The organism is Candidatus Bathyarchaeota archaeon, assembly GCA_025059045.1.
Lineage (GTDB): Archaea > Thermoproteota > Bathyarchaeia > Bathyarchaeales > DTEX01 > JANXEA01.
In genome coordinates this window covers 14,996-40,928 of the sequence record JANXEA010000027.1, presented here as the reverse complement: position 1 = coordinate 40,928, position 25,933 = coordinate 14,996, and the positions used below count along the sequence as shown (strand labels likewise).

General features: G+C 43.2%; 30 protein-coding genes and 1 tRNA gene. 13 read left to right on the top strand and 18 right to left on the bottom strand.

Features of this window, described 5'->3' with window-relative positions:
- The first annotated feature begins 104 nt into the window (after window positions 1–104).
- Window positions 105–1,169, top strand: a complete 1,065-nt coding sequence (locus tag NZ952_07220) for an aminotransferase class I/II-fold pyridoxal phosphate-dependent enzyme (GenBank protein MCS7120969.1) — start codon at window positions 105–107, stop codon at window positions 1,167–1,169.
- Between the two features lie 21 nt (window positions 1,170–1,190).
- Here the strand turns inward: NZ952_07220 and NZ952_07215 are convergent, their stop codons facing one another.
- The gene (locus NZ952_07215) at window positions 1,191–1,583 is read right to left on the bottom strand and encodes a translation initiation factor IF-5A (protein ID MCS7120968.1); all 393 of its coding nucleotides are present in this window, start codon (window positions 1,581–1,583) and stop codon (window positions 1,191–1,193) included.
- Between the two features lie 99 nt (window positions 1,584–1,682).
- Between NZ952_07215 and NZ952_07210 the strand changes: the two genes are divergently transcribed.
- Both NZ952_07210 and NZ952_07205 read left to right on the top strand, forming a co-directional pair.
- A complete protein-coding gene (locus NZ952_07210; GenBank protein ID MCS7120967.1) occupies window positions 1,683–2,546 on the top strand; it encodes an NAD(+)/NADH kinase in 864 nt (287 codons plus the stop codon).
- Window positions 2,530–3,072, top strand: coding sequence for a hypothetical protein (locus NZ952_07205; GenBank protein MCS7120966.1), 543 nt, complete (start codon window positions 2,530–2,532; stop codon window positions 3,070–3,072). The genes NZ952_07210 and NZ952_07205 overlap by 17 nt, the downstream gene beginning before the upstream one ends.
- 198 nt (window positions 3,073–3,270) lie before the next feature.
- On the opposite strand, the gene NZ952_07200 is transcribed toward NZ952_07205, so the two are convergent.
- A complete protein-coding gene (locus tag NZ952_07200; protein MCS7120965.1) occupies window positions 3,271–3,603 on the bottom strand; it encodes a hypothetical protein in 333 nt (110 codons plus the stop codon).
- Between the two features lie 303 nt (window positions 3,604–3,906).
- On the opposite strand from NZ952_07200, the gene NZ952_07195 reads away from it, so the two are divergent.
- A complete protein-coding gene (locus NZ952_07195; protein ID MCS7120964.1) occupies window positions 3,907–4,992 on the top strand; it encodes an mRNA surveillance protein pelota in 1,086 nt (361 codons plus the stop codon).
- Here NZ952_07195 and NZ952_07190 read toward each other — a convergent pair whose 3' ends face one another.
- Complete coding sequence (locus NZ952_07190; GenBank protein MCS7120963.1) at window positions 4,993–6,357, bottom strand: phosphomannomutase/phosphoglucomutase; 1,365 nt, start codon at window positions 6,355–6,357, stop codon at window positions 4,993–4,995.
- A 79-nt stretch (window positions 6,358–6,436) separates the two neighbouring features.
- On the opposite strand from NZ952_07190, the gene NZ952_07185 reads away from it, so the two are divergent.
- Complete coding sequence (locus tag NZ952_07185; protein MCS7120962.1) at window positions 6,437–6,868, top strand: DUF371 domain-containing protein; 432 nt, start codon at window positions 6,437–6,439, stop codon at window positions 6,866–6,868.
- Here the strand turns inward: NZ952_07185 and NZ952_07180 are convergent.
- On the bottom strand, window positions 6,865–7,920 hold the full coding sequence (locus NZ952_07180; GenBank protein ID MCS7120961.1) for a class I SAM-dependent methyltransferase family protein: 1,056 nt from the start codon (window positions 7,918–7,920) through the stop codon (window positions 6,865–6,867). The genes NZ952_07185 and NZ952_07180 overlap by 4 nt on opposite strands.
- Window positions 7,921–8,176: 256 nt before the next feature.
- On the opposite strand from NZ952_07180, the gene NZ952_07175 reads away from it, so the two are divergent.
- Window positions 8,177–8,914: an ABC transporter ATP-binding protein gene (locus NZ952_07175; GenBank protein MCS7120960.1), complete on the top strand. Its 738-nt coding sequence runs from the start codon at window positions 8,177–8,179 to the stop codon at window positions 8,912–8,914.
- Entirely contained in the window at window positions 8,907–10,211 is a 1,305-nt protein-coding gene (locus tag NZ952_07170; GenBank protein ID MCS7120959.1) for an ABC transporter permease, read from the top strand. The genes NZ952_07175 and NZ952_07170 overlap by 8 nt, the downstream gene beginning before the upstream one ends.
- Before the next feature lie 15 nt (window positions 10,212–10,226).
- Here the strand turns inward: NZ952_07170 and NZ952_07165 are convergent, their stop codons facing one another.
- A complete protein-coding gene (locus tag NZ952_07165; protein MCS7120958.1) occupies window positions 10,227–11,120 on the bottom strand; it encodes an NAD-dependent epimerase/dehydratase family protein in 894 nt (297 codons plus the stop codon).
- 189 nt (window positions 11,121–11,309) lie between these two features.
- Here NZ952_07165 and NZ952_07160 point away from each other — a divergent pair, with 189 nt between their 5' ends.
- The gene (locus NZ952_07160) at window positions 11,310–12,302 is read left to right on the top strand and encodes a D-glycerate dehydrogenase (GenBank protein MCS7120957.1); all 993 of its coding nucleotides are present in this window, start codon (window positions 11,310–11,312) and stop codon (window positions 12,300–12,302) included.
- Window positions 12,303–12,485: 183 nt separating this feature from the next.
- Here NZ952_07160 and NZ952_07155 read toward each other — a convergent pair whose 3' ends face one another.
- Together NZ952_07155 and NZ952_07150 are read right to left on the bottom strand one after the other, a co-directional pair.
- Window positions 12,486–13,148 (bottom strand): GDSL-type esterase/lipase family protein, encoded by a 663-nt coding sequence (locus NZ952_07155; protein ID MCS7120956.1) that lies wholly within the window; start codon window positions 13,146–13,148, stop codon window positions 12,486–12,488.
- 178 nt (window positions 13,149–13,326) lie between these two features.
- Window positions 13,327–13,484, bottom strand: a tRNA-Lys gene (locus tag NZ952_07150).
- 72 nt (window positions 13,485–13,556) lie between these two features.
- Here NZ952_07150 and dph5 point away from each other — a divergent pair.
- From dph5 to NZ952_07135, 3 genes are read left to right on the top strand one after another with little or no spacing between them, the layout of a single operon-like run.
- Window positions 13,557–14,363 carry a diphthine synthase gene (gene dph5, locus NZ952_07145; protein MCS7120955.1) on the top strand — a complete coding sequence of 269 codons (807 nt, stop codon included), beginning with the start codon at window positions 13,557–13,559 and terminating at the stop codon, window positions 14,361–14,363.
- Complete coding sequence (locus NZ952_07140; protein MCS7120954.1) at window positions 14,360–14,617, top strand: DUF357 domain-containing protein; 258 nt, start codon at window positions 14,360–14,362, stop codon at window positions 14,615–14,617. Before dph5 ends, NZ952_07140 begins: the two co-directional genes overlap by 4 nt.
- Window positions 14,618–14,633: 16 nt before the next feature.
- Window positions 14,634–15,095: an FAD synthase gene (locus tag NZ952_07135; protein MCS7120953.1), complete on the top strand. Its 462-nt coding sequence runs from the start codon at window positions 14,634–14,636 to the stop codon at window positions 15,093–15,095.
- 28 nt (window positions 15,096–15,123) lie between these two features.
- Here NZ952_07135 and NZ952_07130 read toward each other — a convergent pair whose 3' ends face one another.
- The gene (locus NZ952_07130; protein ID MCS7120952.1) at window positions 15,124–16,068 is read right to left on the bottom strand and encodes an LLM class flavin-dependent oxidoreductase; all 945 of its coding nucleotides are present in this window, start codon (window positions 16,066–16,068) and stop codon (window positions 15,124–15,126) included.
- A gap of 92 nt (window positions 16,069–16,160) precedes the next feature.
- On the opposite strand from NZ952_07130, the gene NZ952_07125 reads away from it, so the two are divergent.
- Entirely contained in the window at window positions 16,161–17,006 is an 846-nt protein-coding gene (locus NZ952_07125; protein MCS7120951.1) for a deoxyribonuclease IV, read from the top strand.
- Between the two features lie 14 nt (window positions 17,007–17,020).
- Here the strand turns inward: NZ952_07125 and NZ952_07120 are convergent, their stop codons facing one another.
- Window positions 17,021–17,356, bottom strand: a complete 336-nt coding sequence (locus NZ952_07120; protein MCS7120950.1) for a hypothetical protein — start codon at window positions 17,354–17,356, stop codon at window positions 17,021–17,023.
- Window positions 17,357–17,482: 126 nt separating this feature from the next.
- Between NZ952_07120 and NZ952_07115 the strand changes: the two genes are divergently transcribed.
- On the top strand, window positions 17,483–18,190 hold the full coding sequence (locus NZ952_07115; GenBank protein ID MCS7120949.1) for a hypothetical protein: 708 nt from the start codon (window positions 17,483–17,485) through the stop codon (window positions 18,188–18,190).
- A gap of 39 nt (window positions 18,191–18,229) precedes the next feature.
- Here NZ952_07115 and NZ952_07110 read toward each other — a convergent pair whose 3' ends face one another.
- Genes NZ952_07110 through hisG form a run of 9 tightly spaced genes read right to left on the bottom strand, consistent with a single transcriptional unit; the run spans window position 18,230 to window position 25,933 of the window.
- A complete protein-coding gene (locus NZ952_07110) occupies window positions 18,230–18,592 on the bottom strand; it encodes a phosphoribosyl-AMP cyclohydrolase (GenBank protein MCS7120948.1) in 363 nt (120 codons plus the stop codon).
- Window positions 18,589–19,392, bottom strand: a complete 804-nt coding sequence (hisF, locus tag NZ952_07105; GenBank protein ID MCS7120947.1) for an imidazole glycerol phosphate synthase subunit HisF — start codon at window positions 19,390–19,392, stop codon at window positions 18,589–18,591. Before hisF ends, NZ952_07110 begins: the two co-directional genes overlap by 4 nt.
- 24 nt (window positions 19,393–19,416) lie before the next feature.
- Complete coding sequence (gene hisA, locus NZ952_07100; protein MCS7120946.1) at window positions 19,417–20,136, bottom strand: 1-(5-phosphoribosyl)-5-[(5-phosphoribosylamino)methylideneamino]imidazole-4-carboxamide isomerase; 720 nt, start codon at window positions 20,134–20,136, stop codon at window positions 19,417–19,419.
- 18 nt (window positions 20,137–20,154) lie between these two features.
- Entirely contained in the window at window positions 20,155–20,745 is a 591-nt protein-coding gene (gene hisH / locus NZ952_07095) for an imidazole glycerol phosphate synthase subunit HisH (GenBank protein ID MCS7120945.1), read from the bottom strand.
- A gap of 20 nt (window positions 20,746–20,765) precedes the next feature.
- Window positions 20,766–21,341, bottom strand: a complete 576-nt coding sequence (hisB, locus tag NZ952_07090) for an imidazoleglycerol-phosphate dehydratase HisB (protein ID MCS7120944.1) — start codon at window positions 21,339–21,341, stop codon at window positions 20,766–20,768.
- A complete protein-coding gene (locus NZ952_07085; GenBank protein MCS7120943.1) occupies window positions 21,338–22,531 on the bottom strand; it encodes a hypothetical protein in 1,194 nt (397 codons plus the stop codon). Before NZ952_07085 ends, hisB begins: the two co-directional genes overlap by 4 nt.
- Window positions 22,524–23,654 (bottom strand): histidinol-phosphate transaminase, encoded by a 1,131-nt coding sequence (hisC, locus tag NZ952_07080; GenBank protein ID MCS7120942.1) that lies wholly within the window; start codon window positions 23,652–23,654, stop codon window positions 22,524–22,526. Before hisC ends, NZ952_07085 begins: the two co-directional genes overlap by 8 nt.
- Complete coding sequence (hisD, locus tag NZ952_07075; protein ID MCS7120941.1) at window positions 23,647–24,954, bottom strand: histidinol dehydrogenase; 1,308 nt, start codon at window positions 24,952–24,954, stop codon at window positions 23,647–23,649. Before hisD ends, hisC begins: the two co-directional genes overlap by 8 nt.
- A 1-nt stretch (window position 24,955) precedes the next feature.
- On the bottom strand, window positions 24,956–25,933 hold the full coding sequence (gene hisG / locus NZ952_07070) for an ATP phosphoribosyltransferase (protein MCS7120940.1): 978 nt from the start codon (window positions 25,931–25,933) through the stop codon (window positions 24,956–24,958).

Here is a 25,933-nt window from a genome sequence, read left to right as displayed (position 1 = left end):
CTATTTATAATGCGGTTTCCTTAAATCTATATCTCCTAAGAAGGCTGCGGATCGCTAATCTTTATCACCTCGAACATAACATAGTTGGCTACATGGTGGAAAAAATGCGTAAAGCGGGTTTTTCGCAAAGATTGATTGATTTAAGAAGCGACACGGTAACTCTGCCGACAGAGGAAATGCTTGAAGCAATCCGGAATGCCGAGCTTGGAGACGATGTCTTTAGAGAAGATCCGACAGTTGAGAAGCTTCAAGAAATGGCTGCGAAGAAGATGGGTAAAGAAGCAGCTCTACTTGTTCCAAGCGGAACTATGGCAAATCTTGTTTCTGTGATGAGCAACACGAAAAGGGGGGACAGCATCATATTGGAGGCCGAATCTCACATCTACTGGTATGAGGTTGGCGGAATCTCTTCAATCGCCGGTGTACTTCCAATCCCGGTCAAAGGTGAATTCGGTTTTATGAGGCCAAAGGATATTGAGGAGGCTATTAGGGAGAAAGAGATTCATACAGCCGAGACGACTCTTGTCTGCATAGAAAATACACATAATAGGGCTGGCGGCACAATAATTACTCCATCTCAGATACGTGATGTCAGCAGAGCCGCCAAAAGCCATGGTCTAACCCTATACATGGACGGAGCTAGGATCTTTAACGCTGCAGTTGCTCTAAAGACCGATGTCAGGGAGTTCACGAAGTATGTGGATAATCTCATGTTCTGCCTGTCGAAGGGGCTGAGTTGCCCAGTCGGTTCAATAATAGTTGGTGATGAAGAGTTCATAGAAAGGGCGAGAAAGATTAGGAAGATGATTGGAGGTGGGATGAGACAGGCTGGAGTGATTGCAGCACCAGGAATTATAGCCCTTGAAAAGATGATTGACCGTTTGGAGGAGGATCATAGGAACGCTCGCAAACTTGCCGAAGGACTGGCGAAAATTGAGGGAATATATATTGACCTTAGGAGAGTGCAAACAAACATAGTCATATTTGACGTGCGCGGGCTCGGTGTTGAAGCAGAAAAATTTGTGGATAATCTTCGCGAGAGAGGCGTTCTCGCATTAAAGTTCGGTCAGACCAAAGTCCGCATGGTGACCCATCGCGGCGTCAGTAGTGAGGATATTGACATAACACTCGGCGCAGTAGATGAAGTGGTGAAGGAATTTAAAAGATGAATAACTCTCCAGCCTATTCCATTATTTCACACGCATTATCTTGGTCCTGCCAAGTATCCTCCAGTATTCAACCTCAACTCCTTGAGTTATCCTGGACTTCACGTCCTCTTCTTGTGGGTATGAGGCCTCGAATACCTCATAGGTTTCTAAGTCCATAATCTGCACTCCTGTCGGTAAAGCAGCGATCACTTGTCCGCTTCTCTTATCTATCATTGGAACATCAACCTTCGCGTCAACTGGTTTAACGAAAGTTCTTTTTACACCGTCAAAAACCCCGATTGCAACAACACGCGCCTTAGCGGAGCCATGTTTTCCAGGCTTGGATTTGGCCAGATCGACTATTCGGCAGGGTTCATCATCTATGATCACATATGTGCCAGGCTTCAAACTTCCTACGTCAACAGGCTTGCTCAATTATGCTAACCTCTTCCCAAATTATCGCATATCTTTTACCTATGAATGCTTTTATAACTTTAATGCTTCATACCTATTGACCAATCGGCGTGTGAAATCTTGACAAGAACCGTAGGCATCATCGCTCGGACAGACAGAAAAGAATCCATTGATCTTGCATCCAAGGTAGTGGATGATCTTGAAGATAGAGGGATAAAGGTTTTTCTGGAACCCAGTCTCGCAACAAATCTAGGTCAGACAGAAAAATCAATGACAATACGGAAGATGAAGACTGATTTAGTGGTAACGATTGGTGGAGATGGAACCATTCTTAGGACGTGCCTAAGGCTCCCTAAACCTGAACCTCCCATCCTTGCAATTGATATGGGGGCTCGAGGCTTTTTAACAGAAGTTCAACCTAATGAGGCAATGGAGGCCATCGAGAATTATCTTGGTGGCAGGTATTTTATTGAACGTTATGGCAAACTTGCATCTTTCATTGGAAGAGCAAGACTGCCAGACGCGCTTAACGAAGTTTTCATAACTTCAAGACATCTCGCTAAGCTTCTCTATGTTCGCATATGGAGAGACGATTTAATGGTTATGGACTGCAGGGCAGATGGTATTATCATATCTTCAAGGGTTGGTTCAACCGCCTACGCTTTCTCAGCGGGAGGTCCGGTTTTGGATCCAAGCCTTGATGCTTTTGTCCTCACTCCAGTATGCCCAGCAACCCTCGCTAGGCCATTTGTATTTCCGTCCGATTTAGAGGTAAGAATAGAATTGATAAAGCCGGAGACCGCAATGCTTGTGATTGACGGAGATTATCAGAAAAGGATAAATGGTAGGGGCTCCAGCATTTTGGTTAAAAAGTCCGAATGGGAATCCTCATTCATCAGATTTAGAGGAGACTTCTACAAGCGTCTGAATACTAGGTTACTGTTTTCCAGAGAAGAAGGATACGAAAGTGAAAAAGAGAAATAAAGTGATAATACTTGATACCTCCGCATTCATTGCGGGATTTGATCCGATGAATACCAATTTGCCAATTTATTCCGTCCCAGCAGTTGGGAATGAACTTACAGAGGGGTCTCTACCTAAAATAAGATTTGATGCGTCGGTGCAGAAAAGAAAGATCAATATAATGCAGCCAGATGTGATTTTTATTGAGATGGTAAAAGAAATATCGGAAGAGATTGGAGATTTAACTCATCTTTCTGATTCGGATGTGCAGATTCTCGCCTTGGCTGCAAAACTCAAATCTGATGGATACTTACCCACAATCATAACTGATGATTACTCAATTCAAAACGTCGCAAGACAGATGGGCATCTGCTTTGAACCACTTCTAACGTTTGGCATACGTTTTCACTTTAAGTGGCTTTTATACTGCCCAGGATGCCGCAAGAAATACCAGCCAGATTACAGAAAACCAGTATGCGAGATTTGCGGAACACAATTGAAGAGAAAACCTTTACAGAAAACACTTTTGCAGAGAAGAATGGAGTGAGACTGACGTATTTTGGCGGCTTTTCTAAACATAGGAATAAGGAAGAAACCGAGAAGCCCAAGCTGTCTGGGAGATGAGAAGGGGGTTTCTTTTTCTTAGACAGGTTGGGTTTCTCGGCATGTTAAATACAAGAGATTGATTTTTATAAATTTTTGGGTTCAAGGTTCTGTTAACTCTTAGTGTGTTAACTTTTGGTTGTTAATTTTTGTGGGATAAAGCTTTTTTGATTAGTCCCAGCCACTTGTTTCTTCCCAATCCAAAGCCTACGTTAGATGCTTGGGCTGGCGTCAATCCTTTCAATCCCATGTGTTTCCTTATGAAGTTGTAGAATATGTCCTGTCCATTCACGAACGGCGACTCTTCCTTTTTCAACCTCCTTACAACCTTTTCTCTATCCCTTCTTGTTCCATGCAGCCTTTCCATGATGTTTGTGTTTAGGTCTCCCCTGAGCCTTACGGCGCTGACGTGCTCCGTTCTAGGCTTTCTTAACGTGAAGAACTCTTTTTTGAAGGCGTCATGGTAGGCTGGCAAACTCCTTGGGTTAACTCAACCAGCAGTTTCAAACATTATAAAAAAGTTCGCCAGCGAAGTTTCTTATATTCAAGACCAGTTTTATGAGTTGGAGAAAAAATTGCAAAAAAGATGGGGGAGGAGGAGTATAAACAATTCATTAGAAGCCTTTAAAACCATCCCACAAAAATTAACAACCAAAAGTTAACACACTAAGAGTTAACAGAACCGGGTTCAAAATCATATCAACTGATCGATATGTTTAACAATATTTCAATTGTATTATTGTATTCAGTCTGATGAAGGGCAACGCAACGGATCTCTATGAGAATACTTCAAATGGATATTAAGCATGATTCCATATCAGTGTTACCAGAGGTTCTAGATGACCTATGGGTATTGTACAATATAATCCAGAAGGGTGACAGGGTCTACGCGAAGACGACGCGGGAGGTGAAATTAGGCGATCGTTATGAGAGACCTGAGAAGGGGAGGAGAATTTCCATACAGTTAGGCGTATTGGTCGATTCGATAATTTGGGACCGATATTTGAATAGGTTGAGAGTTCACGGAATAGTATGCGAGTGCCCTGAAGATATTGGCGCTCTTGGTTCCCATCATACGCTGAACATAACATTAGACAGGCCTCTTAGAATCGTGAAGAATAAGTGGATGCAGTATCAGATCGACCAATTAAAGAAATCTACAGAGAAAGGCGTTTCCCCGTTAATCATAATTGCAATTGATGATGAGGGATATTGCGTCGCTGTCCTACGAGGCTTTGGACTGGACCTAAAAAGCGAAGAAAAGATCAATTTACCTGGAAAACTTGACTCAAGCGGAAGACAAAAAGCTCTGAATGAACTCTTCAAATCAGCCTCTAAATGTCTAGAGAACATACTAATTGAAGAGAAACTTCCAATAGCCATAGTGGGACTTGGATTCATCAAAAATTATTTCATAAAGTATCTTGAGGAGAAAAAACCCGAGATATTTAGGAAAGTGATAGACGTGAAAAGCGTTAACAGTGTCGGAGAAGCGGGAATATACGAGGCCGTGCGTTCAGGTATCCTTAGTAAAGCGATACAGAAACTTAGAATTTTTGAGGAAAATCGTGCAGTTGAGGAGTTTCTTGAACGAATAGTCAAGGAAAATCCATATGCAACTTACGGTTTACTAGAAATCGAAAAAGCCGCAGCTTTAGGGGCAGTTGAAAACATGTTAGTAACCGACGTTTACCTCGGGCAGGGATCCGGCGAGGAAAAACAACTCATCGAACGGCTTATGAGAGATGTTGAACAGAAAGGCGGCAGGGTCACAATAATAAGCACTGGACATGAGGCGGGTGAAAAACTTAATTCATTCGGCGGCATAGCTGCACTGCTTAGGTTCCCGCTAGTTCAGGAGTAATCAAGCGCCCTCTTGCATCTCCTTCTTTATCCGTTCTTCCGCAAAGAGTGTCAGTCTCCTTAGGGCCTCCTCATTCCTAGCCTCCACCGTCAACCTTATAATAGGCTCTGTATTGGATGCACGTACTAAGAACCATCCATCATCCTCAATCACTTTTACACCGTCCAGCAAAATCACAGTGAAACCCTCGGATTTGAACTCTTCCGCCAGCTCATCCACAACCCTGAATTTCTTCTCGTCTGGACAGTAAAAGTTTATTGAGGGAGTAGAGGGATATTTTGGCAGAGAATCTACAATTTTTGAGAGGTTTTCTCTCCTTTCAGAAAGTATTTCAGCCACCTTCAAACTTGCGTAGACTGCGTCATCAAATCCGTAGAGGTCCATAAAGTAATAGTGCCCGCTCATCTCGCCTCCAAAGGGCGCCTTCTCCTCTAACATCCTCTCAACAATGAATGTGTGACCGACCCGGCTGACAACGGGTTTTCCACCCTTATTCCTTATAGTCTCCTCAATGCACATGGGGGCGCTAACCTCATAAACTATGGAGGCTCCCTTATGCCTCTCCAGATAATGCTCCGCCAGAGTTATGAATATCGCTGCGCTTGGAACGATCCTTCCTCTATCGTCTATAAACAGGGCTCTGTCGCCATCGCCGTCGAAGCCTACACCGAAATCCGCCTCAGATTCTATAACGAGGCTCCTAGCATATGACAATGTCTCCATAGATGGGAGTGGCGGATGGGCGGGAAATGATCCATCCGGCACATTATTTATGGCGATAGCCTCCAAACCAACCTTCTCGAAGACCCTTGGTGTTAAGAGTGAAGCTGAGCCGTTTCCCGGATCCACAACAACTTTTAGACGCTTCTCTATGCTTATCTTTCCTGCCACATACTCCTCGTAATCCTTCAGAACATTTGGGTTAAACTTTAATTTTCCCCGTGTCCTTGCCATTTCAAATCGACCATTCAGGACGAGCTCCTTTAATTCTTCCATTCCTTTACCCATCGTTACAAAGCCGTTTTCAGTCCATATTTTCAAACCATTCCATTCAGGCGGGTTATGAGATGCTGTAACCATTACTCCTGCGTTCTTTCTGTGGTGCACGGATGAAAAGTAGAGGATAGGAGTCGTCACCAAGCCAATATCCTCAACGTTTAGACCACCTGAAAGCATCCCTCTAGCAACGGCATCACTTAAAGGTTTACTGCTGAGGCGAACATCCCTACCTAAGAGCACAGTTTTGCCTTCATCACTCAGATAAGAGGAAAGCGCCCTTCCGATTCTCTCAACAATTTCCTCGGTTAGCTCAACGCCATATACCCCGCGAATGTCATATGCTCTAAAAATTCGCTCGCAGACCATTATGCAAACCAAAATAAGAAAAATAGATTGACTGTTAAATTTTTTTCCAAAGTGAATTGATATCTGTGAGATGCTATAGATGGAAAAATCCGAAAATTTCATTGCCTATGGTCACAAGTTAATCAGGTCTACGCATAGAACTACCCTAGAGATTACGAAAGACTCTGAGATTACAGAGAAGGGTGACTGTATAGTTGCGGTCAAATCAGAGAAGGCTTGTGTAGATCTAAATCCAGACATCAAGGCGATTGCAAAGAGGTCGGATGCCAGAATCACAATCATTCTGGAGATTGAAGGGGAGAAAGAGATAATTACTGGAAAAGGTGATCCAAGACTAACATTCGCACATCCTCAAGACATGGTGGTTAGAAAAAGCGGATACATATGCGATAGAACGCTAACCATATGGGCTGATAAATCGGCTGCTGATCTCTCGCGGAGGTTCGTGAAGAAATTGCGTAACCCTAATTGTATAATAAAAGTAACTATAATCGCATCATGCCCAGATTAGCCTATAAGTATATCAAGAACGATTTGCCACTTAAAAGGGGCTACTTCCCTAACAACCCTAGCCTGTAAAATTTTCCCATTTCTTTTAAGCACACCCATAATATTGGCTTCCGCTCTTGTCAATGGATTTTTCCCTTTAACGAAATCATAATAATGTATTACTCCCCCTCCAGGTTTTATTGCCTCAATGGCGCAGTCAAGATATTCTCTAGCCTTTTCAGGCAGATTCATAATCACTCTGTCCGCTGTACCTCTAAGTCTCTCCTTGATGACAGATCTTGCGTCGCCCAGGAGTGGCATCACTTTACCGACAACCCTGTTCAGAAAAATGTTTCGTTCGAGGAACCTTATTGCCTCTGGATTAATGTCTATCGCGTAGACTGTGACATTATGATGAGTCTTGGCAATTAGAATGGAGAATGGGCCGATCCCGGCAAACATGTCTATGACTACTTCGTTCTCCTTAACTTGTTCAGCCACTCTCCCATGCTCGTATGAGAGTCTAGGTGAGAAGTAAACCGTCTTGACGTCGAGAACGTAGAGGCAACCGTTCTCTCGATGAACCGTCTCCGTTTTAGGTTCCCCTGCGACTAGCTCTAAATCTCTGACTCTATGTACACCTTTAACTTCACTTGACTTTGCCAGAACCGTGTGAATATGTTTATTTGCCTGGAGGATAGATTCGCCTATCACCTCCTTGAAACCCTTAAGTTCTGGGGGAATTTCAACTATAGCTATTGAGCCGATAAAATCGATGGATCTTGGAAACTTATTAAGAAGATGTGGAGGTAAGTGTTCTGCGGCTATCTCGCTGGGTTCCCATTTTTGTCTCTTCCGAACTGAGAAGTCTTCGGTTTGAATCTGAAAATTTTCGATTCGCTTGCCAATATCTTTCAATTGAGATTCATCTGGCTTACTGATTAGCGGCACATAAAGAAAGTTATTGTCCGCTCTAATTTTAAGACTAGCATTTAAAATCCCTAAATACTTGGCCAGTAAAATGCAATTCTCGCCGAACTCCTTTGGAACCTTTAGGCAATAGGCTCTAACCACGAGAAATCAGCTAGCGACGGATCCATAAATTTTTGCTTATAGAAGGCTCTCCAGACCTGCGATCACATGTTTAAATCCACACAGCTAGCAATAATAAGAAGGTGACACCGCTTTAAGAAGAGACAACAATAGCTGAAAAGATGGCGGGCAACGGTAAAAAAAAGAATATACCAAGGCATTGGCTATTAACAAAATCATTTTAAATATGAATAAGGAGGTAAGGATAAAAAATTCACATGGGTTGAGTAGATGATAAATGGCGAACGAGCAGGCCATCGATGTTAAAAACTTGGTCAAGAACTTTGGGCAAATTAGAGCAGTGCAGGGTCTAAGTTTCGCTGTTAAGACTGGTGAGATATACGGTTTGATAGGCCCGAATGGTGCGGGAAAGACTACAACTCTACGCATCTTGGCAACTTTGCTAAAGCCTTCCAGCGGCTCGGCCAAGATCTTTGGCTTGGACGTAGTGAAGGAAGCCCAAGAGGTTAGAAAGATTATTAGTTACCTACCTGAAGATGCTGGCGCCTACAAGAATTTGTCCGGAGGGGAGTACCTTGAGTTTATGGCTAAATTTTACAGTTCCAGCAGAGATGAGATACAAGAGATGGTTGAGACTGCTTCTAAAATCTCTGGGCTCAGTTCAAGATTGAAGGACAAAGTAAAGACTTATAGTAAAGGTATGAATAGGCGTCTGCTCATTGCCAGAGCACTGATGACAAAGCCGAAGTTGGCAATTTTGGATGAGCCTACAAGCGGCCTAGACGTCGTTCATGCATTCCATGTGAGGAGAATAATAAGAGAATATGTGGTGGAGAAGAGGCTAACGGTTCTCCTTTCAAGTCACAATATGCTAGAAGTCGAGTTTCTCTGCGACCGGGTTGCTCTCATAAACGAGGGCAAGATCGTTATGGAAGGAACCCCAGAACAGGTGAAGTCCACTTATAATGCTGGAAACTTAGAAGAAGCATTCATGGAGGCGACAAAGATTGGTTAGAGGACTGGCAAACTTAATGATGAAAGAGACAAAAGAGATGCTTAGAGATCCTAGGATCCTTGTCGGCGTCGTATTAATGCCGCTCATATCCTTCTTGGTGATGGGTGGTGTGATGAATGTCTCGACTACAGCAATGGAGACCGCTGTTCAAGAAACATTAAGGGGTATAACATTAGCACTGTTGAACAAGGATCCAGGTCCTGTTACCGAGAGCTTAGTGTCAAGCCTAAGGGCGTTTAACGCTACAATTATTGAGGTAAACGGATCAAGCGTTGAAGTCGTATTAAAGAATCTTTCATATGGCAACATATCTGGTCTTATTGTAATACCTGAAGGTTTTAGCAAAAACATTACCTCAGGCCTTAGGGCGAGCATAGAGGCCTACTCCATATTTGGGAGTTTCAGCGTTACTGAAATCGCTAAGTCTGAAGTAGTTGCAACACCTATAAGGGTTTATGAAAACCTCTTTATTAGACAGATGATTGCGCAAGCTTTTCCTAATATGCAACCAGAAAACATACTTGATCCAATCTTAATAGAAAACTATGTATTCTTCAGGAATAAGGTCATTAGAGCCTCACCTCAGCTCTTCACGAATATTCTGATGACGCAATCACTCGGTTTTCCAATGGCAATGATGCTACTCTTACTTGTAGCCATGTCGGTGGCTGCAACCTCTATATCCATCGAAAAGGAGGAAAAAACCCTCGAGACGCTTCTCACCCTACCAATAGGAAGAATGAGCATACTCTTAGGAAAACTTGGAGGATCCGTTGTTGTTGCAATAGCAGGAGCTATCACATCCATAATCGGTGTCAATTATTATACGGGTTCATTGCTGGGCCAAGTTGTAGCGGCAGGTTTAAATCTGGAAGAAATCGGCTTCACTATTTCGCCTATAGCCTATGGTTTTCTGGCAGCTACGGTATTCGTAACCTTAGTCTCAGCCTTAGCTCTTGCAGTATGCATTGCTGCATTTTCTGAGAACGTTAGAAGCGCTCAAACGATGGTAACTCCTATCAGCTTCATAGTTGTTATTCCAAGCATCATTCTCATGATTGCCGATATTGAAATTCTTCCACTGCCGTTCCAGATGATCCTTTACGCCATACCTTATACACACTCATTACTCGCGTACAAGGCGGCTTTTCTAGGAGATTATTTCGTAATGCTCCGCAGCATACTTTACATATCATTGTTTACTTTCGCGTTGCTCTATTTTGCAGCCAAGATCTTTACAACTGAAAGGATAGTGACTGCGAGGATATCGTTCAAGAAACCTAAAACAGAGAAGTAGCGGCATCCTACAAGTTTACGCATTAATCAATGATCTCAACCCTTCCTCCAAGGACACTTTTGCTTTGAAACCCAAGAGTTTCTCCGCCTTTGTTGTATCTGCAAGCGTCCTTTCAACATAATTTTTTATAGGATTCGGCTTGTAAATCGGTTTCAAGTTTTTACCAAGCAGTCTATTCAAGATCTCTACTACCTCATTGAAACTATACGCCTTTCCAGTTCCAACATTAAAGATCTCACATTCAAATTCTTTCTTCCAAGCCAGCAGAAAAGCCTCAACAACATCGCCGACATAGGTAAAATCACGGGTCTGAGTTCCATCACCGAAGATTACTGGCGGCTCATCCTTCTTCATCGACCATAGAAACTGGGAAACGATGTTTGCGTAGGTTCCCTTAAACTCCTCTTTAGGTCCATAGATGCTGAAGAGTCTCAATCCGACGCTCTTGACGCCGAAGAGCGTATTATAGAGATTTGCTAACCTTTCAATGAGGTATCTACATTCCGTATAATAATCAGTCACATATATTGGCATATCTTCCCTATATGGAACTGGATTGCCATTATATATGCTGCTGCTGCTTGCATATACAACCTTACACTTTTTATCCTTCGCGAACTCGAATATTTCGATCGCGTCATTTATCGCCTCACCTACCAAGCGCGGGTTCCTCCTATACATGGGCGATGATGAGGGAATGCCAAGATGGAATATTACGTCCGCGCCGCCAACGATCTCACGAAGCCTACTATAGGGCTCATTATAGAATTTCACGTCCAATCCCTCAATATTCTTCAGACTCCCTGTGTGCAAGTTATCAATGACTGTAACTGAGTGGTCCTCTCTCACGAGTCTCTCAACAAGGTTGCTGCCTATGAAGCCGCATCCGCCTGTAACAATAACTTCCAAATTATGACAGCCTCTAGGATAATAGAGATGGTCTCATGTTTTTTATAATTTGTCATAGAATCGGAAATTTTAGCAACATCAAACTCATGGTTTAGCCGTTAATTAAATTATTTTACGCTATAGGTAGAGTGGAAAGGTGAAAGGGCTTAATTATGCCAAGATACAATTATGTTGTCTAGATGATGCAATATGAAGAATAGATTTAAAGTCTTTGTTACCGCTAGGATACATGAGGATGGCTTAAAACTTCTTGAGCGGCAGGCCGAAGTGGTCTTTCCAGATAAGTCAGCGGATTCCTTAACTGTTGAAGATTTTATCAGATTTGGGCAGAATTCTGACGGCATGATTGTTGTTACAAATGTTGAGAAGATCACTAGGGAAGTCATTGAAGGCATACCATCCCTGAAAATTATCGCCCGTTATGGCGTCGGCTATGATAATGTGGATGTCAAGGCGGCATCCGAGAGGGGGGTCTACGTCACCATTACACCCGTCCTCGACGAGACAGTCGCTGACCATGCATTTGCTCTTCTCTTATCTCTAGCGAGGAACGTGTGTAAAGGGCACAATTATGTGATGTCTAAAGGCTGGACCGCTAGAACTCCATCAATATTCATGGGGACAGACGTTTGGGGGAAGACCGCGGGCATTATAGGCTTGGGGAGAATAGGGACAAGAATTGCTGAGAGAGCAATAGGATTCAAAATGAGGATACTCTACTATGACACGGTAAGAAAAAGTGATATTGAGGATAAATTACTGGCTGAATATCGATCTCTTGATGCATTACTCGCGGAATCGGACATCATATTCATTTCATGCCCGTTAACAGATGAGACTCGAAACCTGTTAGATGAAGAAGAATTATCCAGAATGAAGAAATCCGCGTTCCTAATAAATGTCGCAAGGGGTCCGATAGTCAATCATGGCGCCCTAGTCAAAGCTCTACGTGAAGGATGGATAGCTGGAGCAGGTCTAGACGTCTTTAACAGGGAGCCATTACCAGCAGATGACCCCCTACTCGAACTGGACAATGTAGTGTTGACGCCGCATCTGGCTTCAAGCACCTGGGAATGCAGAAGAAGGATGGCGATTACCGCAGCGGAGGAGGTTCTTAGAGTGCTTGACGGTAACCCGCCTCGATACGCTGTTAACCCAGAAATAAGCGTAAGGAGAAGCTAAAAGAGCCATAAGCATCGATGAGTATATTCAAATTCCAGCGACCGTCCCATTTGAGGTTTAGTTGCAGCAGCATCTAGAGTCATATAGATATTCGCAATCCACATTATGAGTATTCTTCTTGTCGGCGGGTTGATTATGTTGGATTAATATAGGGGATTTTCTGTTCTGCTATGGAAACGGCAGTTAACTTTTCGTAGGTTTACTCAATGCGCGGGGGTCACCAGTCGGGGGTGGCGCGTGGTCTTCCTCGGCTGGTGGACCAAGCAGTTCCATTAAGATTGGCCTGAGAGCGTCGGCCCACGCCTGATAGCCTTTAAGTGAGAGATGCAGCTTGTCAACAGTCATCCCATCGTACAGTTTACCTTCCTTATCCGCAAGCTTGTCATTAATGTTGAGGTATCGAATCTTCTCGCCGTCGGCAAGTTTGGCTATGTTCTCATTAATCTTATTTATCACTGGCATTACACCAGTAGGATCGTCGGGATTGTCGTTACGAGGCGTGATGCCCATAAGGATGATCGTAGCCTCTGGAGCCTTCTTCCGGCAGAGGTTCAGAATAGCCTTTATGCCCCTTGTTACGTCTGCGATTCTAGGGTCGTTCTCTCCTTGGTAGGGAATATTACCGATGTTGTTTGTGCCAGCCATTAAAACGATGACCTTAGGATGCACGTTATCCAATTCCCCATTTTCAAGGCGCCAGAGAATGTTCTGGGTTGTGTCTCCGCCCCAGCCGAAATTCGCAGCGTTCCAACCAAAAAAGTTCTGTTTCCAATGAGCCAAGAAATCCGGATAGTCCAATGCTCCCCAGCGGCGCGTGATGGAATCGCCTAAGAAATAGACATCAATGCGGCCTTTCCTAGCCTTTTCTAATAATTGTTCGTGGGCGATCTTTGAATTCTGATCTGTGTATGCAATAGGCTGATCGGCTGGAACCGAACTACTAACACTCTTGAAACATCCAACCTGACCGAGATCCGTAACTCAGCAGCCTCCATGATATCATGGGGGGTCGGCGTCCAAAAAGTGGCGGGCCCGGAGGGAGTTGAACCCTCGACCTTCCCGAAATCCTGGGCTACCCAAGATTTTTACGGGTTTCTCCTAACATCGGGTCAGGCTTAAGAGCTTCAACCCATCCCCAGGTTAGGGGTGGACCGCCGCTCTGCCTTGCTAAGCTACGGGCCCGCACTTCCACCGCTGAATAGGTAACTTATAGATATTGCTAATAACCTTTTCTTATCTGAGTGTGACAGAGGGTTGGGCGAGCTCATCTTCATAGGTTTAGGATTATCCGATGAGCTAGACTTATCTCTCCGTGCAGTTGAAGAATTGAGGAAAACAGATCATGTATTCGCAGAGTTCTATACTAGCGTTATGCCCTCAATATCATTAAAGAATCTTGAACGCATTATCGGCAAGAGGGTCACTGTGGTTTCAAGAAAGACTTTAGAAGATGAGAACGGAGAATGCATACTTTCAAAAGCAGGAAGAGCAAATGTTGCTCTCCTGGTTCCTGGGGACCCGCTGATTGCGACAACGCATGTTGCGCTAAGGATTGAGGCTGAAAAAAGAGGAATAAAGACAAGGGTGATACACGGCGTATCCATAATCTCAGCGGCTATCGGGCTTTCAGGCCTACAAAACTATCGCTTCGGCAGGACCGTCACCATCCCATTCAGTGAGCAAGGGATAATATCCGAGACCCCATATGAGGTGATCTCGGAAAATAAGGCTAGAAACCTTCACACACTATGCTTTCTCGACATAGACGTGGAGAAGCAAAGGTACTTGAGCATAGACGAAGCGTTTAAGATGCTTTTGACTGTTGAAGAAAGAAAACGTAAGGGCATAATTAATATGGATGCCATTGCCGTGGTAATTGCTAGGGCTGGGTCAAAGGATGCCCTCATGAAGGCGGGAAGGATCAGCGAACTTCTAACCATGAACTTCGGTCCACCACCATACACTCTAATCTTCATCGCGGATAAGCTCCATTTTATGGAGGCAGAGGCCTTAATGAGATTCGCAGATGCACCTGAATCCATTAAGGAGAGGATTGGATGAGACTTAAAGATTTGACCTCAAAATACATTGAAAAAACCGAAAAAGTCCTGAAAGAGATAAAACTTGTTAACGTTCCTCAGCCTATAGAAGAGGCTAGGATAAGAAATGTATTTGAAGAGGCTAGAAGATATCTTGAGGATGCAAAGTACTACTATAAATGTGAAAGGTTTGAAGTAAGTTTGGCTTCCGTCTCATACTGTGAGGGGCTATTGGATGCCTTGAGGATGATCGGCCTCGCAGAATTCTCATGGTAGCGTGATAAGGATGGAAATGGCGAAAAAGGGAAAAATTGTGCTTGCCGCAGGAACCTTTGATCTCCTCCATTATGGTCACGTGTACTATCTAACGAACGCCAAGAAGGTAGGTGGGGAAGGCGCTAGGCTTATCGTAGTGGTATCACGGGATAGGACCGTAGAGAAGTCTAAGGGTAAAAAACCTATAATCCCAGAAGAACAGAGAAGGGCGCTTGTAGAATCCTTGAAGGTCGTTGACGAGGCCGTACTAGGCTATGAGGAGGTAGACATGGCAAAGATAATAGAAATGGTCAAGCCGGACATCATAGCAGTAGGCTACGACGAAGAAAAACTCGAGGAAAAATTGAAAAAGATTGCAAGTGAAGGGAAAATTAAATTCGAAGTCGTAAGAATTGGTCGATTTGAAGAGAAAGATCTTGTCAGCTCATCAAAGATAAAGCAGAAAATCCTAGAGGAATATAGAGGAGACAAACCATAACCTGCCAGAAATAATAATAGGATCTGTTTTAGGAGAAGGATGGCATAACCTCCTCAGCGAATAGCCTTGCCCCCTCAGTTCCTGGGAAGTCTATAAAACGCAAAATGAAATGCTGAACACCTAACCCTACGTATCTATCAATCCTTTCAATGATTTTTGATACATCACCGATAATATAATTGTCCCTGTAATCCATATTTATCAAAGGGCATTTAGAAGCCAAGACCAAAGCATCATTTTCATCTGGTCGAATGGCAACTATACTTGCAAGGGTCTTGACGATTGAAGAAGGATCTCTTCCACATTCCAAGCAGTACCTCTCAAGAACACCTGATTTATGCCTATAAGTTTCAATTGACGCATTAGGTATATTCCACCAATCAGCATTACGCGCAACAACCCTTAAGGTCAATTTTTCTCCTCCTCCACCAATCATTATAGGAGGCGGAGGGACAGGTTTTGGAGAGCAGACCGCCTCCTCAAGATGGTAATAATCACCTCTGAAGGAAACAACATCTTCAGTCCACAGTCTCCTTATTATTTGGGCCGCCTCTTCAAGCTGCTTAATTCTCACTTTTGGGGGTGGAAACTCAAAGCCGAAAGAAAGATATTCATCTTGCTTCCACCCGGCGCCAAGGCCTAGAATGAACCTGCCACCAGTCAAAGAATGGAGTGTTGCCCCCATCTTAGCGACGATTGAGGGATGCCTATATGAGACGCAGAGCACAAGAGTGCCGAATTCAAGTTTTCTGAAAACTCCGGAAAGAAAGCTAATTGTGGTAAAACATTCAAGATTCGGGGTGCTTCTTGGAACTGATTCCGCCCAAGGAACAAAATGATCGTCAATCCACGCAGAGTCAAAGAAGCCCTCAACATCACTGATGAACACTGAAATCTGATCTATGAATATCTTTCCTGAACTTCCATCAACGGGAAAACTTGGAACTCTTAGTCCAAATTTTATCTTCTTCATGCATTCACATCCCTTGCAGCTATCGATACCATTGAATTTGTATTCAATAATGAATAGAATAATTAATTTGGAAATAATTATAGTGAAATTGCATGCTCAAGATTGGATTTCATATATCCATTTATGGAAACATCGCCCTTGCGGCGAAGCGAGCCGCGGATATTGGATGCAATACCTTTCAGATCTTCACTAGGAATCCAAGATCGTGGAGGGCTAAAAAGTTAACAGATGAGGAAGTAAGATCATTCATTGATCAAGTTCAAACATATGGGCTGAACCCCATCTTCAGCCATATGCCTTATCTCTCCAATCTAGCATCTCCAAGAAACGATGTCCATTCAAAATCAATTAAGACCCTGAAAGATGAGCTTGAAAGATGTAGAAGACTCGAAATCCCTTACTTAGTTACGCATTTGGGGAGCCATTTAGGTTTTGGATCCAAAATAGGGTTTGATAGAATAGTTAGAGGTATAAATGAGGCGTTTGAGCATGGTGAATGCGGAGTAACTTTGTTGCTGGAGAACACTGCAGGTACAAGGAATAGCATCGGGAGCAGATTTGAAGAAATAAATAGGATAATTGATAACCTTAATCACCCTGAATACGTCGGAGTCTGTTTCGATACCTCACATGGTTTTGCGGCCGGATATGATCTGAGATCTAAAGATGCCGTCGCGAAGACTATAAGTGAAATCTCACATACCCTCGGCTTTGAGAAAATAAAGCTAGTTCACCTTAACGATTCTGCAGGCGGATTAGGCTCGAAAATTGACCGACATGAACATATAGGTCTAGGCATGATAGGGGAGGAGGGATTCAGGAGTATTATACTAAGCGAATTTTCCCGTCTTCCCATAATAATGGAGACACCTAAGGATTACAGGAGAAGTGATGAGGAAAATTTGATGGTTGTATTGAAGTTAGCCGGGCTCACATAGAAAGGAGAAAAGTACTATTCTATGGGCAGATCCCTTTTTTGACCGTATCTTTCAGGCCTTTCCATGTTCTTCATCCATTTCTTTATGAAGAGCCTATCGACGTCGATTTCAACACCTTCAGTCTTCTCTACGATCCCTATAAAGTCCAGTATATAAAAAATAACATCTATTAACTCCTCGCTCACAACTTCCCATGCCTCACCCTTCTTATACGCGTCTGCTGCCTCCCCGAGCTCAACGAATGCCCATAGCAACTTCTGCGCAAGCGCGGATCGATCGTCTGGAAAACCTTTCTCAGCCACTAGCTTTCTAACCAACAGTTTAGCCCTATTAAAAGTGCAGCTCTCCATGCGTCTCTTCTCCCCCAGCGGCATTACCCTTCAACACGTGCATAACTAAGCCAAGATTGGATTTAATCTTTTATCAACGAAAAATAATTAAGTGAATTAAAACAATCTTTTCGGCGGGATTCCAGCATGGTTTTACCAGCAAAAATCTTTGAAATCAAGGAAAAGGTTGACCTAGTATTCATCGCTCAAAAACTCAAAAACTTCCGTGAGGAGGAACCATATCACACGGAAACAGGTCATCAAATAAACTTGAGGACAGAAATACTTGATCTCAAACTTCAAGGAGACCTATTATCCGGTGTCTTCACGCAAGACTTTGTTGGAACTAGATTCTTTCGGAGAGAGCCGATAGAGACGCCGGTTACTGAGGAAGCGCCTTTCTGGATAAAACCCTTCGGCAACAGATTATTCCTTATCATATTAGCACCCTCAGTTGCACGTGGCATCAAGAAACTTCTCACGGGAGCCGTAGCAAATAAGCTTAGTAAAATACTCTTCATAAAGATCGGAGCCATTGTAGAATCCAGGATTACTCATGAAACGCTGAAGGTGCTCCATGAATCCAATCCAGCCGCGACGAAGCTCATATGGTTCGATGAAGTTGACATTCCAGGTGTCCAAAAGCTCTGTCTTGCAGGATCAGACATAGCTGATACAGAATTATACCATGAATATTTGAAGCATGGAAGGATCTGGTACGTCGTTTTTGAGGTCCAGAAACGGGGGATCGTAGTTGGCATAACTAGGAACTGTGTAGTAACACTCTTTAGTAAGAGCACAGTTGATGAATTCATAAAATATATTCAGGAGGATATATTGCGTCTTATAGAATAGAGTATCAGCCTACAGGGATCATTACCGTCTTTCTCATTATCAGACTCCTATCTTCTCATTATGCTTAAGCAAATTATGGAAGCACGTCTCCTCACCCAGGTGGCATGCCGGGCCAGACGGCTCAACGAGATATAGTATGGCATCCCGATCGCAATCGATTAGTATTTCCTTAACTCTCATAACATGCCCAGATGTTTCTCCCTTCTTCATTACTCTACCAAGCGAGCGTCTAAAGAAGTGTGCATACCCGGTCTTAATCGTCTTCTCTAAAGCTTCACGGTTCGCATATGCAAGTGATAAGACCTTGAGGGTTTTGGTATCCTGTACAACAACTGGAACTAGACCCCCTCCTTTCTTAAAGTCTATATCATCCAGATCCAAAATCTCTTTGGTTTCATTCAAAGCCTAACGTTCACCCCATTCTCGGCTAGAAACCGTTTTACAACGCGGACTGGATATTTGTCGTAATGGAAGACCGATGCCGCTAATGCGGCATCAGCTTTTCCAATTGTTAACGCTTCTAGGAAATGTCTTGGATTTCCAGCGCCGCCGCTTGCTATTACGGGGATTTCTACGCTTTCGGCGATTCTTCTTGTGAGATCAAGATCATATCCATCCTCCGTGCCATCCCGGTCCATTGATGTCACAAGAATCTCTCCAGCGCCAAGATCTGCAACTTCCATCGCCCATCGAAGTGCGTCTATTCCAGTAGCCCTTCTCCCATCATAGATGTATACCTCATACCAACAGGCCCCGTCACCAGTTTCCACAATTATTTTGCCTTCTTGCAGCGTATAATCTCTTTTTGCATCAATAGCAACGACAACGCATTGTGTTCCGAAGGTTTCTGCAAGCTCACTTATTAGTTTTGGATTCTGGACTGCTGCAGTGTTAACGGCAACTTTGTCCGCACCGTTACAGAGAATTGAGCGAGCGTCATCAACGCTTCTAATCCCGCCACCAACCGTGAATGGAATATCTATCTCTGCGGCAACTGATCTTACAACATTAATCAATATTTTTCTATCCTCGATAGACGCAGATACATCTAGAAAAACGAGTTCATCGGCGCCATCATCGCTGTATCGCTTGCCCAACTCTACAGGATCACCAGCGTCCCTTAGGTTCATAAAGTTAATTCCCTTGACAACTCTACCATGATCAACGTCTAGGCATGGTATTATTCTCTTCGCTAGACCCATAAATGAGCAGACCCCAAAATTTTATCATTCCTCTGCGACACTTAAGGCTTTACTTAAAGTGATTAGACCATCATAGAGGGCTCTCCCAATAACAACTCCGTACACGCCTAAACGCTTTAATGCAATTATATCGTCTAAGCTCCTTACTCCGCCTGCAGCTATTACTTTCACGCCGAATCGACAAATTCTGCTCAGAGTTTTTACATCCGGCCCCGCTACTGTGCCGTCACGATCAATAGATGTTATAAAAAAGGTCTTAAAACCGATTTCTTTAAACATTTTTATAGCATGAGTTAATTTAATTCCAGTTGATGATTGCCATCCTTTTACCATAACCTGTTGACCTGAATAGTCCAGTGATACTATTACACGTTCGTCTCCAAATCTTTGAAGAAGACTTTTTGCAGCGTGCGGCTGCTCAAATGCAAGTGAGCCCAAAATAATCCTATATACACCTTTCCTGAGCAGCATTTCAGCGTATGCCTCTGTTCGTATACCACCTCCTAACTGAATCGGAATCTTCACTCGGTTAATTATCTGCTCGATGATTTTGAGGTTATTTCCCCTTCCCAGCGCGGCGTCCAGATCTACAACATGTATAATGCGAGCTCCCTCGCTTTCCCACCTCTTTGCAAGAGAGACAGGGTCACCCAACATTTCATAGAATCTGATGAGTTTAATGTCTCCTCTCTCAAGCCTGACAATTCTGGAATCCATAATGTCCACAGCCGGGATAATATCCATTATCCCCCACCATTCCCTCTATCTTTTTATTATGCGCGCAAAATTCTGAATAACACGTTTACCTGGCCTGCCAGATTTTTCCGGATGAAACTGCACTCCTATGATGTTCTTTCTCCTTATCACAGAGGCAAATCTAACACCATGCTCCGTTTCTGCAATTACAATCTCCCTAGATCTAGGATTCACATAGTAGCTGTGAACGAAATAAAAGTAATCATTTTCATCTATCCCGGATAGAATTCCGTCCGGCTGAGATATCAGAAGCGTATTCCATCCCATATGAGGCCTCTTCACATAATTAGGCAGCCTCACAACCTTCCCTTCGAAAATGCCTAATCCTCTCCCCTCACTCTCCTCGCTCTCTTCGAAAAAAAGTTGCATACCAAGACATATCCCAAATACCGGAACACCAGACGAGATAGCCTCCATTATGACAGTTTGTTGCGCCTCTAGGCTACGAGAGGCCTTCCTAAAGTTTCCCACACCTGGCAATATAATAGCATCTGCGTCATTTAGGCTCATAATTTCGCTTGAAATAATCTTAGGCTCAATACCTGCCCTAATTAGAGCACATGAAATACTGAAAAGATTGCCTATTCCATAGTCGATTATTGCAACTTTTGGGATTTCTAAAGTACCCCCTTAGAACTTGGCACTCCAATTCTTCTTGAATCTATGGATGCGGCTTCCCTAAGCGATAAGGCAAGCGCTTTGAAGGAGGCTTCAACCTTGTGGTGATCATTAGAGCCATAGTGCACGATGAGGTGAACATTTGCGCGCATCGCGGAGGCAAGCGTTTCTAGAAAATGCTGTATATTCTCGCAAGGCATATCCTCTATCTTTTTGCCTCTCATTTTCATCTCTATCTTACAATATGGTCTTTTCGCCAAGTCTACGGCTGCAACTGCTAATGAACAGTCCATAGGCACAATAGCGTGACCAAATCTCTTTATTCCCTCCGCTGCGCCTAGAGCCTTCAGTATGGCCTCACCTAGGCATATGGCAACATCTTCAACCACATGGTGAATTAAGTCCCCAGAAGCTATTACCTCTAGATCAATTAGACTATGCATTGCAAATATGGAGAGCATATGATCAAGAAAACCGTATCCTGTTTTGACCTTGGCGTTGCCCGTTCCATCCAAGTTGACCTTCACGGAGACCTCGGTTTCTTTGGTCCTCCTAGACGTTTCGCCGACTCTCATGATTTTCCCTCACTCAATATTTGGTACACAACTGGTAATTCATTAACGGACGGCATTACGATTTCACATTTCGTTTCAAGGAAACTGTTTAGGGCGGCTCTCTCCACCCCAGAATACTTGTATACGCCTGCAAAGTAGAAACGGTTGCTAACTTCATTTGCTCTCCTCACCATCAACGCATCCTCCATTGAGTCTCCAACATACAGGACTATTACATTGGATCCGAAGGCTTCGGAGGCCTTAAGTAATGGAAAAGGGTTTGGCTTCTTAAGGTCAACTTTGAAGTCAGCTCCAACCCTAATTTTGTCCTCCATCATCTCAATATCATCAAGGAAGATTGTTGCTTTTGGATTGAATTTTTCTAGGATGCTTCCCAAAGCATATTTCGCCGGCTTCAGCCTACTTCCTGAAGCTATACCGAGATTCTCCTTGCCGAATGTGGTCTCAAGCCAGTTTAAAGTCTTCATTTCTATTATGGACTTTTCATTATTGATCATGCCATGACCCTTATTGAATTTTGGTTCAGCACCATAGGTTTCTCGAAATAATTCACCTCCACAGAAGAATTCCTCAAATACCCTTGAGATTATGCCCTCCCTTACGCCTGACGGGTGATTCAAGAAGGTTTTTACAAGAGTTATGAAGTCGAGATCTTCAGATGAATCAGTTATTTTTTGCAGTGCTGCATCAACAGCGCGAACACCTGTATAGTCTAACAGATCTGTAAAATCTTTGATCTCGCGCAGCATTTTTTTGAAAAATGACATATCTAATCTCCCTCTTCCCTTCATCATGCTTGCAGCAAGCGATAATCTTTCATAAGGATCCTTTTTTAGTTCAATATTGCTTAGGCATTCTTTAAGACTGCTTTTGATAGTACTTGGTAGATTGCATAGAAAGAACATAATTATACCGTATACGGTGTCCCAGTCGTTATTGAAGCCGCCGGTTCTTCTGAAGCAGTAGATGATTTCATCAGTGATTAGATCTGCTGGTATGCTTGACCCAGTCAAGCTCTGGAAGATAAAGGCGAAACTAGTGGAAATGGCTCTATTATATGAGCCTCTCACATCCAAAAGAACGCCGTCACAATCGAATATGGCTGCCCCTATCTTTTTTAGATCTTCGATTCTGTCTTCTTTAATGTATAATGTCCCACTATCTCCTTCAAAAGCAACATATTCATTCATTATCATCTTGTTGCATAACCTCTTCCATGGATGATAGGAAATAGTCGCTCATTGGCGAGGGGGGAACAGTAACCCTTAGACAGTTCTGAAAGCTTAATACGCGTCCCATTTCTCTTACAATTATACCTCTCTTAAGAAGATCTCTGTAAACTTTCGAGGAGCTCTTTCCGGTTCTATAGAGAACAAAATTCGTTTCTGAATTGAACGCCTGGACTCCTTCGATCTTATTAAGGCCTTCTGTTATCCTACGTCTTTCAATCTTTACTTTTTTGACAGCGTTTTCTATGACATCAATTCTGTTTAAGATCCTGAGACAAGTCTTAACAGCCACAGAGGCGACTGGAAACGGTGTCTGAAACTTTCTTATCATAACTTCTGCCAATCTAGGAGATGCGACAGCGTATCCCAACCTTAACCCTGCTATACCGAAGACTTTGGAGAAGCTCCTAAGAATAATTATTCTTTCATTATTTTTAAGTAGACTGAGCGCAGAACCATCAGAGAAATCTACGTATGCTTCGTCTATAATGGTCAATCCTTCAAAATTCTCGGCTAGAAAATCGATATCTTCAAGTCTGAATTTGTTGGCTGTGGGATTGTTGGGCGAGCAAAGTATTAACAGTTTAGTCTTCGGCGTGAAGGATGCGAATATCTTTTCTACATCCAGCGAAAAATCGTCTTTAAGACTAACTGATTTATAATTAGCCCTCAGTATTGATGAGAAGACCTTATACATTGAGAATGTAGGAGAGATTGAGAGTATCTCCTCCCCGCATCTTACACTCATTCTCATTATAAGGTCGATAAGTTGATCGCTTCCAGCGCCTATAACTATACATTCAGGTGGAACTTTTAGGTTGCGTCCTAAGACTTCCCTAATCTCTTCTATCTCACTTCTCGGATATACTCTCGGATCAACTTCCTCGGCAACCTCATGCAGGATATGCCGCAGAAAATCCAATGGGACAAAGAGGTTTTCATTTGAGTTTAGTTTCAGTATATCTCGCGGACTTTTGTTCAATCTTCTAGCTAATATTTCAACGCTTTCTCCTAAATCGTAGCTCTCCAAAAATTTGCATTCTTCGATTATGTCTTCGATTATTCCTGGTTTCCTCTCAGTCAATGTCAAATCTCCTAGAGATGGCTAAAGCATGGTTTATTAAACCTTCGGCCTCAGCAAGAACTCTTACATTCTCTAGACACTTCAATAAAGTTTCCTTATTTGCCTCGATAATTGTAAGATGCCTCATAAAGTTTAGGATGGACAAGCCTGAATAGACGCGGCTAAAACCGCCTGTAGGCAGAATATGATTTGTTCCTAAGCAGTAATCGGTGGCAGCAACAGGTGTGTATTTTCCAATCGTGACTAGACCTGAAGATCTTATTTTTTCTGATAAACTCCAAGCATCCTCTGTCATCAGCTCTAGATGTTCTGGCGCAAAATCATTTATGAACCTAACAGCTTCATCAACGCTGTCGCCTACCAATAACATACAATTCTTCGAAAGATTCTGATAAATAGTTTCGAAGTCCCCCTTCAATGATAATATTAGACTGTTAATCTCTTCCGCAACGGATTCGGCAAATCTTCTGGAAATAGTAACCAAAATGGCTATACCATCCGAATGTTCGACCTGAGATATCATATCTGAAGCCACGATCTTTGCGTCAGCAGTCTCATCTGCATAAATGACGATCTCACTTGGCCCTGCTGGAAAATCGATTGGAACATCCTTCGACACTAGCATTTTTGCCAAGGTTACATATTTGCCGCCTGGGCCAACTATTTTCTCGACTGGCCTGATAGTCTCTGTTCCATAAGCCATGGCAGCGATCGCCGCAACACCTCCGACCCTATAAATTTCAGTTGAGCCGCAGATGTCTGCTGCAACCAGGATTGCCGGATCAATCTCACCGTTCTTTCTTGGAGGTGAACATAATATTATATCGTTTACTCCTGCAATTTTGGCTGGAGCAACCGTCATCACAACACTACTTGGATATGCAGCTTGTCCACCAGGGATGTAGCAACCTACTCTTTGAATAGGTCTAAGGCAGCTCCTAATCCTTGTGCCTTGATCTAAATATTCAAAGTTAAGCCTAGCTAATATCTCATTCTGAAATCGCTCAATGCGTTTCTTCGCAAACTCTATCGCTCTGACCAGCTCACCGCTGATATTTGAATATGCTTTTTCTACATCTGAGCGTTCCACCTTAATTGAACTCCGCGGAAGCTCCACATTGTCGAATTTTGCAGTATATTCTAAGAGAGCCTTATCACCACGCATCCTCACATCTTCTATTATTCGCCTTACATAATCGGCTGCCTCAAAATCTCCAAACTTAGCTTTAGGCCATCTCTGCGCCATAATCTTTGTATACGCGCTTGAGATTCGTTGCACACTTAATTGCAATGCGTCCAATTCAATCCGACCTCTTAGAGATCTCGTCAAGCGGCAAAACTTGCCTGGGTTCGTAGACCACTAAGCCCTGAGCCAGCTTCCTGATCACTGGCAATAGCTGCAAGAATTTTTCTTTCTCGATCACTGTGTTAACAGAGTACCATCCCTTCTCAGAAAGAGGCGCGATGGTAGGGCGTTTGAGAGCAGGCAATTTCTTCAGCAACTCTTCTAAATTCTTTTCATTCACATTAACGAAGATGTGCAGCTTTTTTCTTCCGTCCACAACTCCCTTGAGAAGCGTTAATATGTCGCATATTTTCTCTCCCTTGATAGGATCCTTCAATGACTCTCTGTTTGCGATAAGGATTGCCGAAGACTCGAGAATAGTATCGAGTGGCTTCAGGTCATTCTTCTCAAGAGTCGTTCCCGTCTCCATGACATCAACAATGGCATCGGCGTTATCCGGTGGTTTAGCTTCAGTCGCTCCAAATGATAGAAAGAGGGCGACTGCATCGTTATTGCCCTTTCTCCACCATGGAGTCACCAATAACGGGTCGGCATCACCGTAAAGTTCTTTGTACACTAGGTTCTCCTTGATATAATCAGCTGAAAGGTTTAGATATTCGGTGGATATTCTCAAGACTCTTCTTTCATTATAGAATTCTTTCAAGAGATCTGACAAAGAGTTTATGTCTTCCCAGTATTTGGGAACTGCCAGAACAATTTTCACTCTAGAGTACTCTAGATCCAGTAGAATCTCGACATCTGCTTTTGTCTCCTTCAACCAATCAAGACCGGTAATTCCAATGTCTTGGAGCCCTTCCCCGACAAAAACTGGGATCTCTTGAGGTCTGAGAATTTTTAACTCTATTGAAGGATCATTTATTGCGGGACGATAAGTGTTCTCTATATCGGAGACTATGTATCCAGCTCTCCTTAGAGTTTCTAATGTTGCTTCTGCTAAGTGGCCTTTTGGAATGGCAAATTTAACTTTATTCAA

Bases quoted from the DNA above. Each gene is read 5' to 3' on its own strand.
- NZ952_07220 (MCS7120969.1), top strand. From the start codon at position 105: ATGCGTAAAGCGGGTTTTTCGCAAAGATTGATTGATTTAAGAAGCGAC.
- NZ952_07125 (MCS7120951.1), top strand. From the start codon at position 16,161: ATGCTCAAGATTGGATTTCATATATCCATTTATGGAAACATCGCCCTT.
- NZ952_07115 (MCS7120949.1), top strand. From the start codon at position 17,483: ATGGTTTTACCAGCAAAAATCTTTGAAATCAAGGAAAAGGTTGACCTA.
- NZ952_07130 (MCS7120952.1), bottom strand. From the start codon at position 16,068: ATGAAGAAGATAAAATTTGGACTAAGAGTTCCAAGTTTTCCCGTTGAT.
- NZ952_07085 (MCS7120943.1), bottom strand. From the start codon at position 22,531: ATGAATGAATATGTTGCTTTTGAAGGAGATAGTGGGACATTATACATT.
- NZ952_07140 (MCS7120954.1), top strand. From the start codon at position 14,360: ATGAGACTTAAAGATTTGACCTCAAAATACATTGAAAAAACCGAAAAA.
- NZ952_07185 (MCS7120962.1), top strand. From the start codon at position 6,437: ATGGAAAAATCCGAAAATTTCATTGCCTATGGTCACAAGTTAATCAGG.
- hisA (MCS7120946.1), bottom strand. From the start codon at position 20,136: ATGGATATTATCCCGGCTGTGGACATTATGGATTCCAGAATTGTCAGG.
- hisB (MCS7120944.1), bottom strand. From the start codon at position 21,341: ATGAGAGTCGGCGAAACGTCTAGGAGGACCAAAGAAACCGAGGTCTCC.
- NZ952_07195 (MCS7120964.1), top strand. From the start codon at position 3,907: ATGAGAATACTTCAAATGGATATTAAGCATGATTCCATATCAGTGTTA.
- NZ952_07190 (MCS7120963.1), bottom strand. From the start codon at position 6,357: ATGGTCTGCGAGCGAATTTTTAGAGCATATGACATTCGCGGGGTATAT.
- hisF (MCS7120947.1), bottom strand. From the start codon at position 19,392: ATGGGTCTAGCGAAGAGAATAATACCATGCCTAGACGTTGATCATGGT.
- NZ952_07120 (MCS7120950.1), bottom strand. From the start codon at position 17,356: ATGGAGAGCTGCACTTTTAATAGGGCTAAACTGTTGGTTAGAAAGCTA.
- NZ952_07175 (MCS7120960.1), top strand. From the start codon at position 8,177: ATGGCGAACGAGCAGGCCATCGATGTTAAAAACTTGGTCAAGAACTTT.
- NZ952_07135 (MCS7120953.1), top strand. From the start codon at position 14,634: ATGGCGAAAAAGGGAAAAATTGTGCTTGCCGCAGGAACCTTTGATCTC.
- NZ952_07160 (MCS7120957.1), top strand. From the start codon at position 11,310: ATGAAGAATAGATTTAAAGTCTTTGTTACCGCTAGGATACATGAGGAT.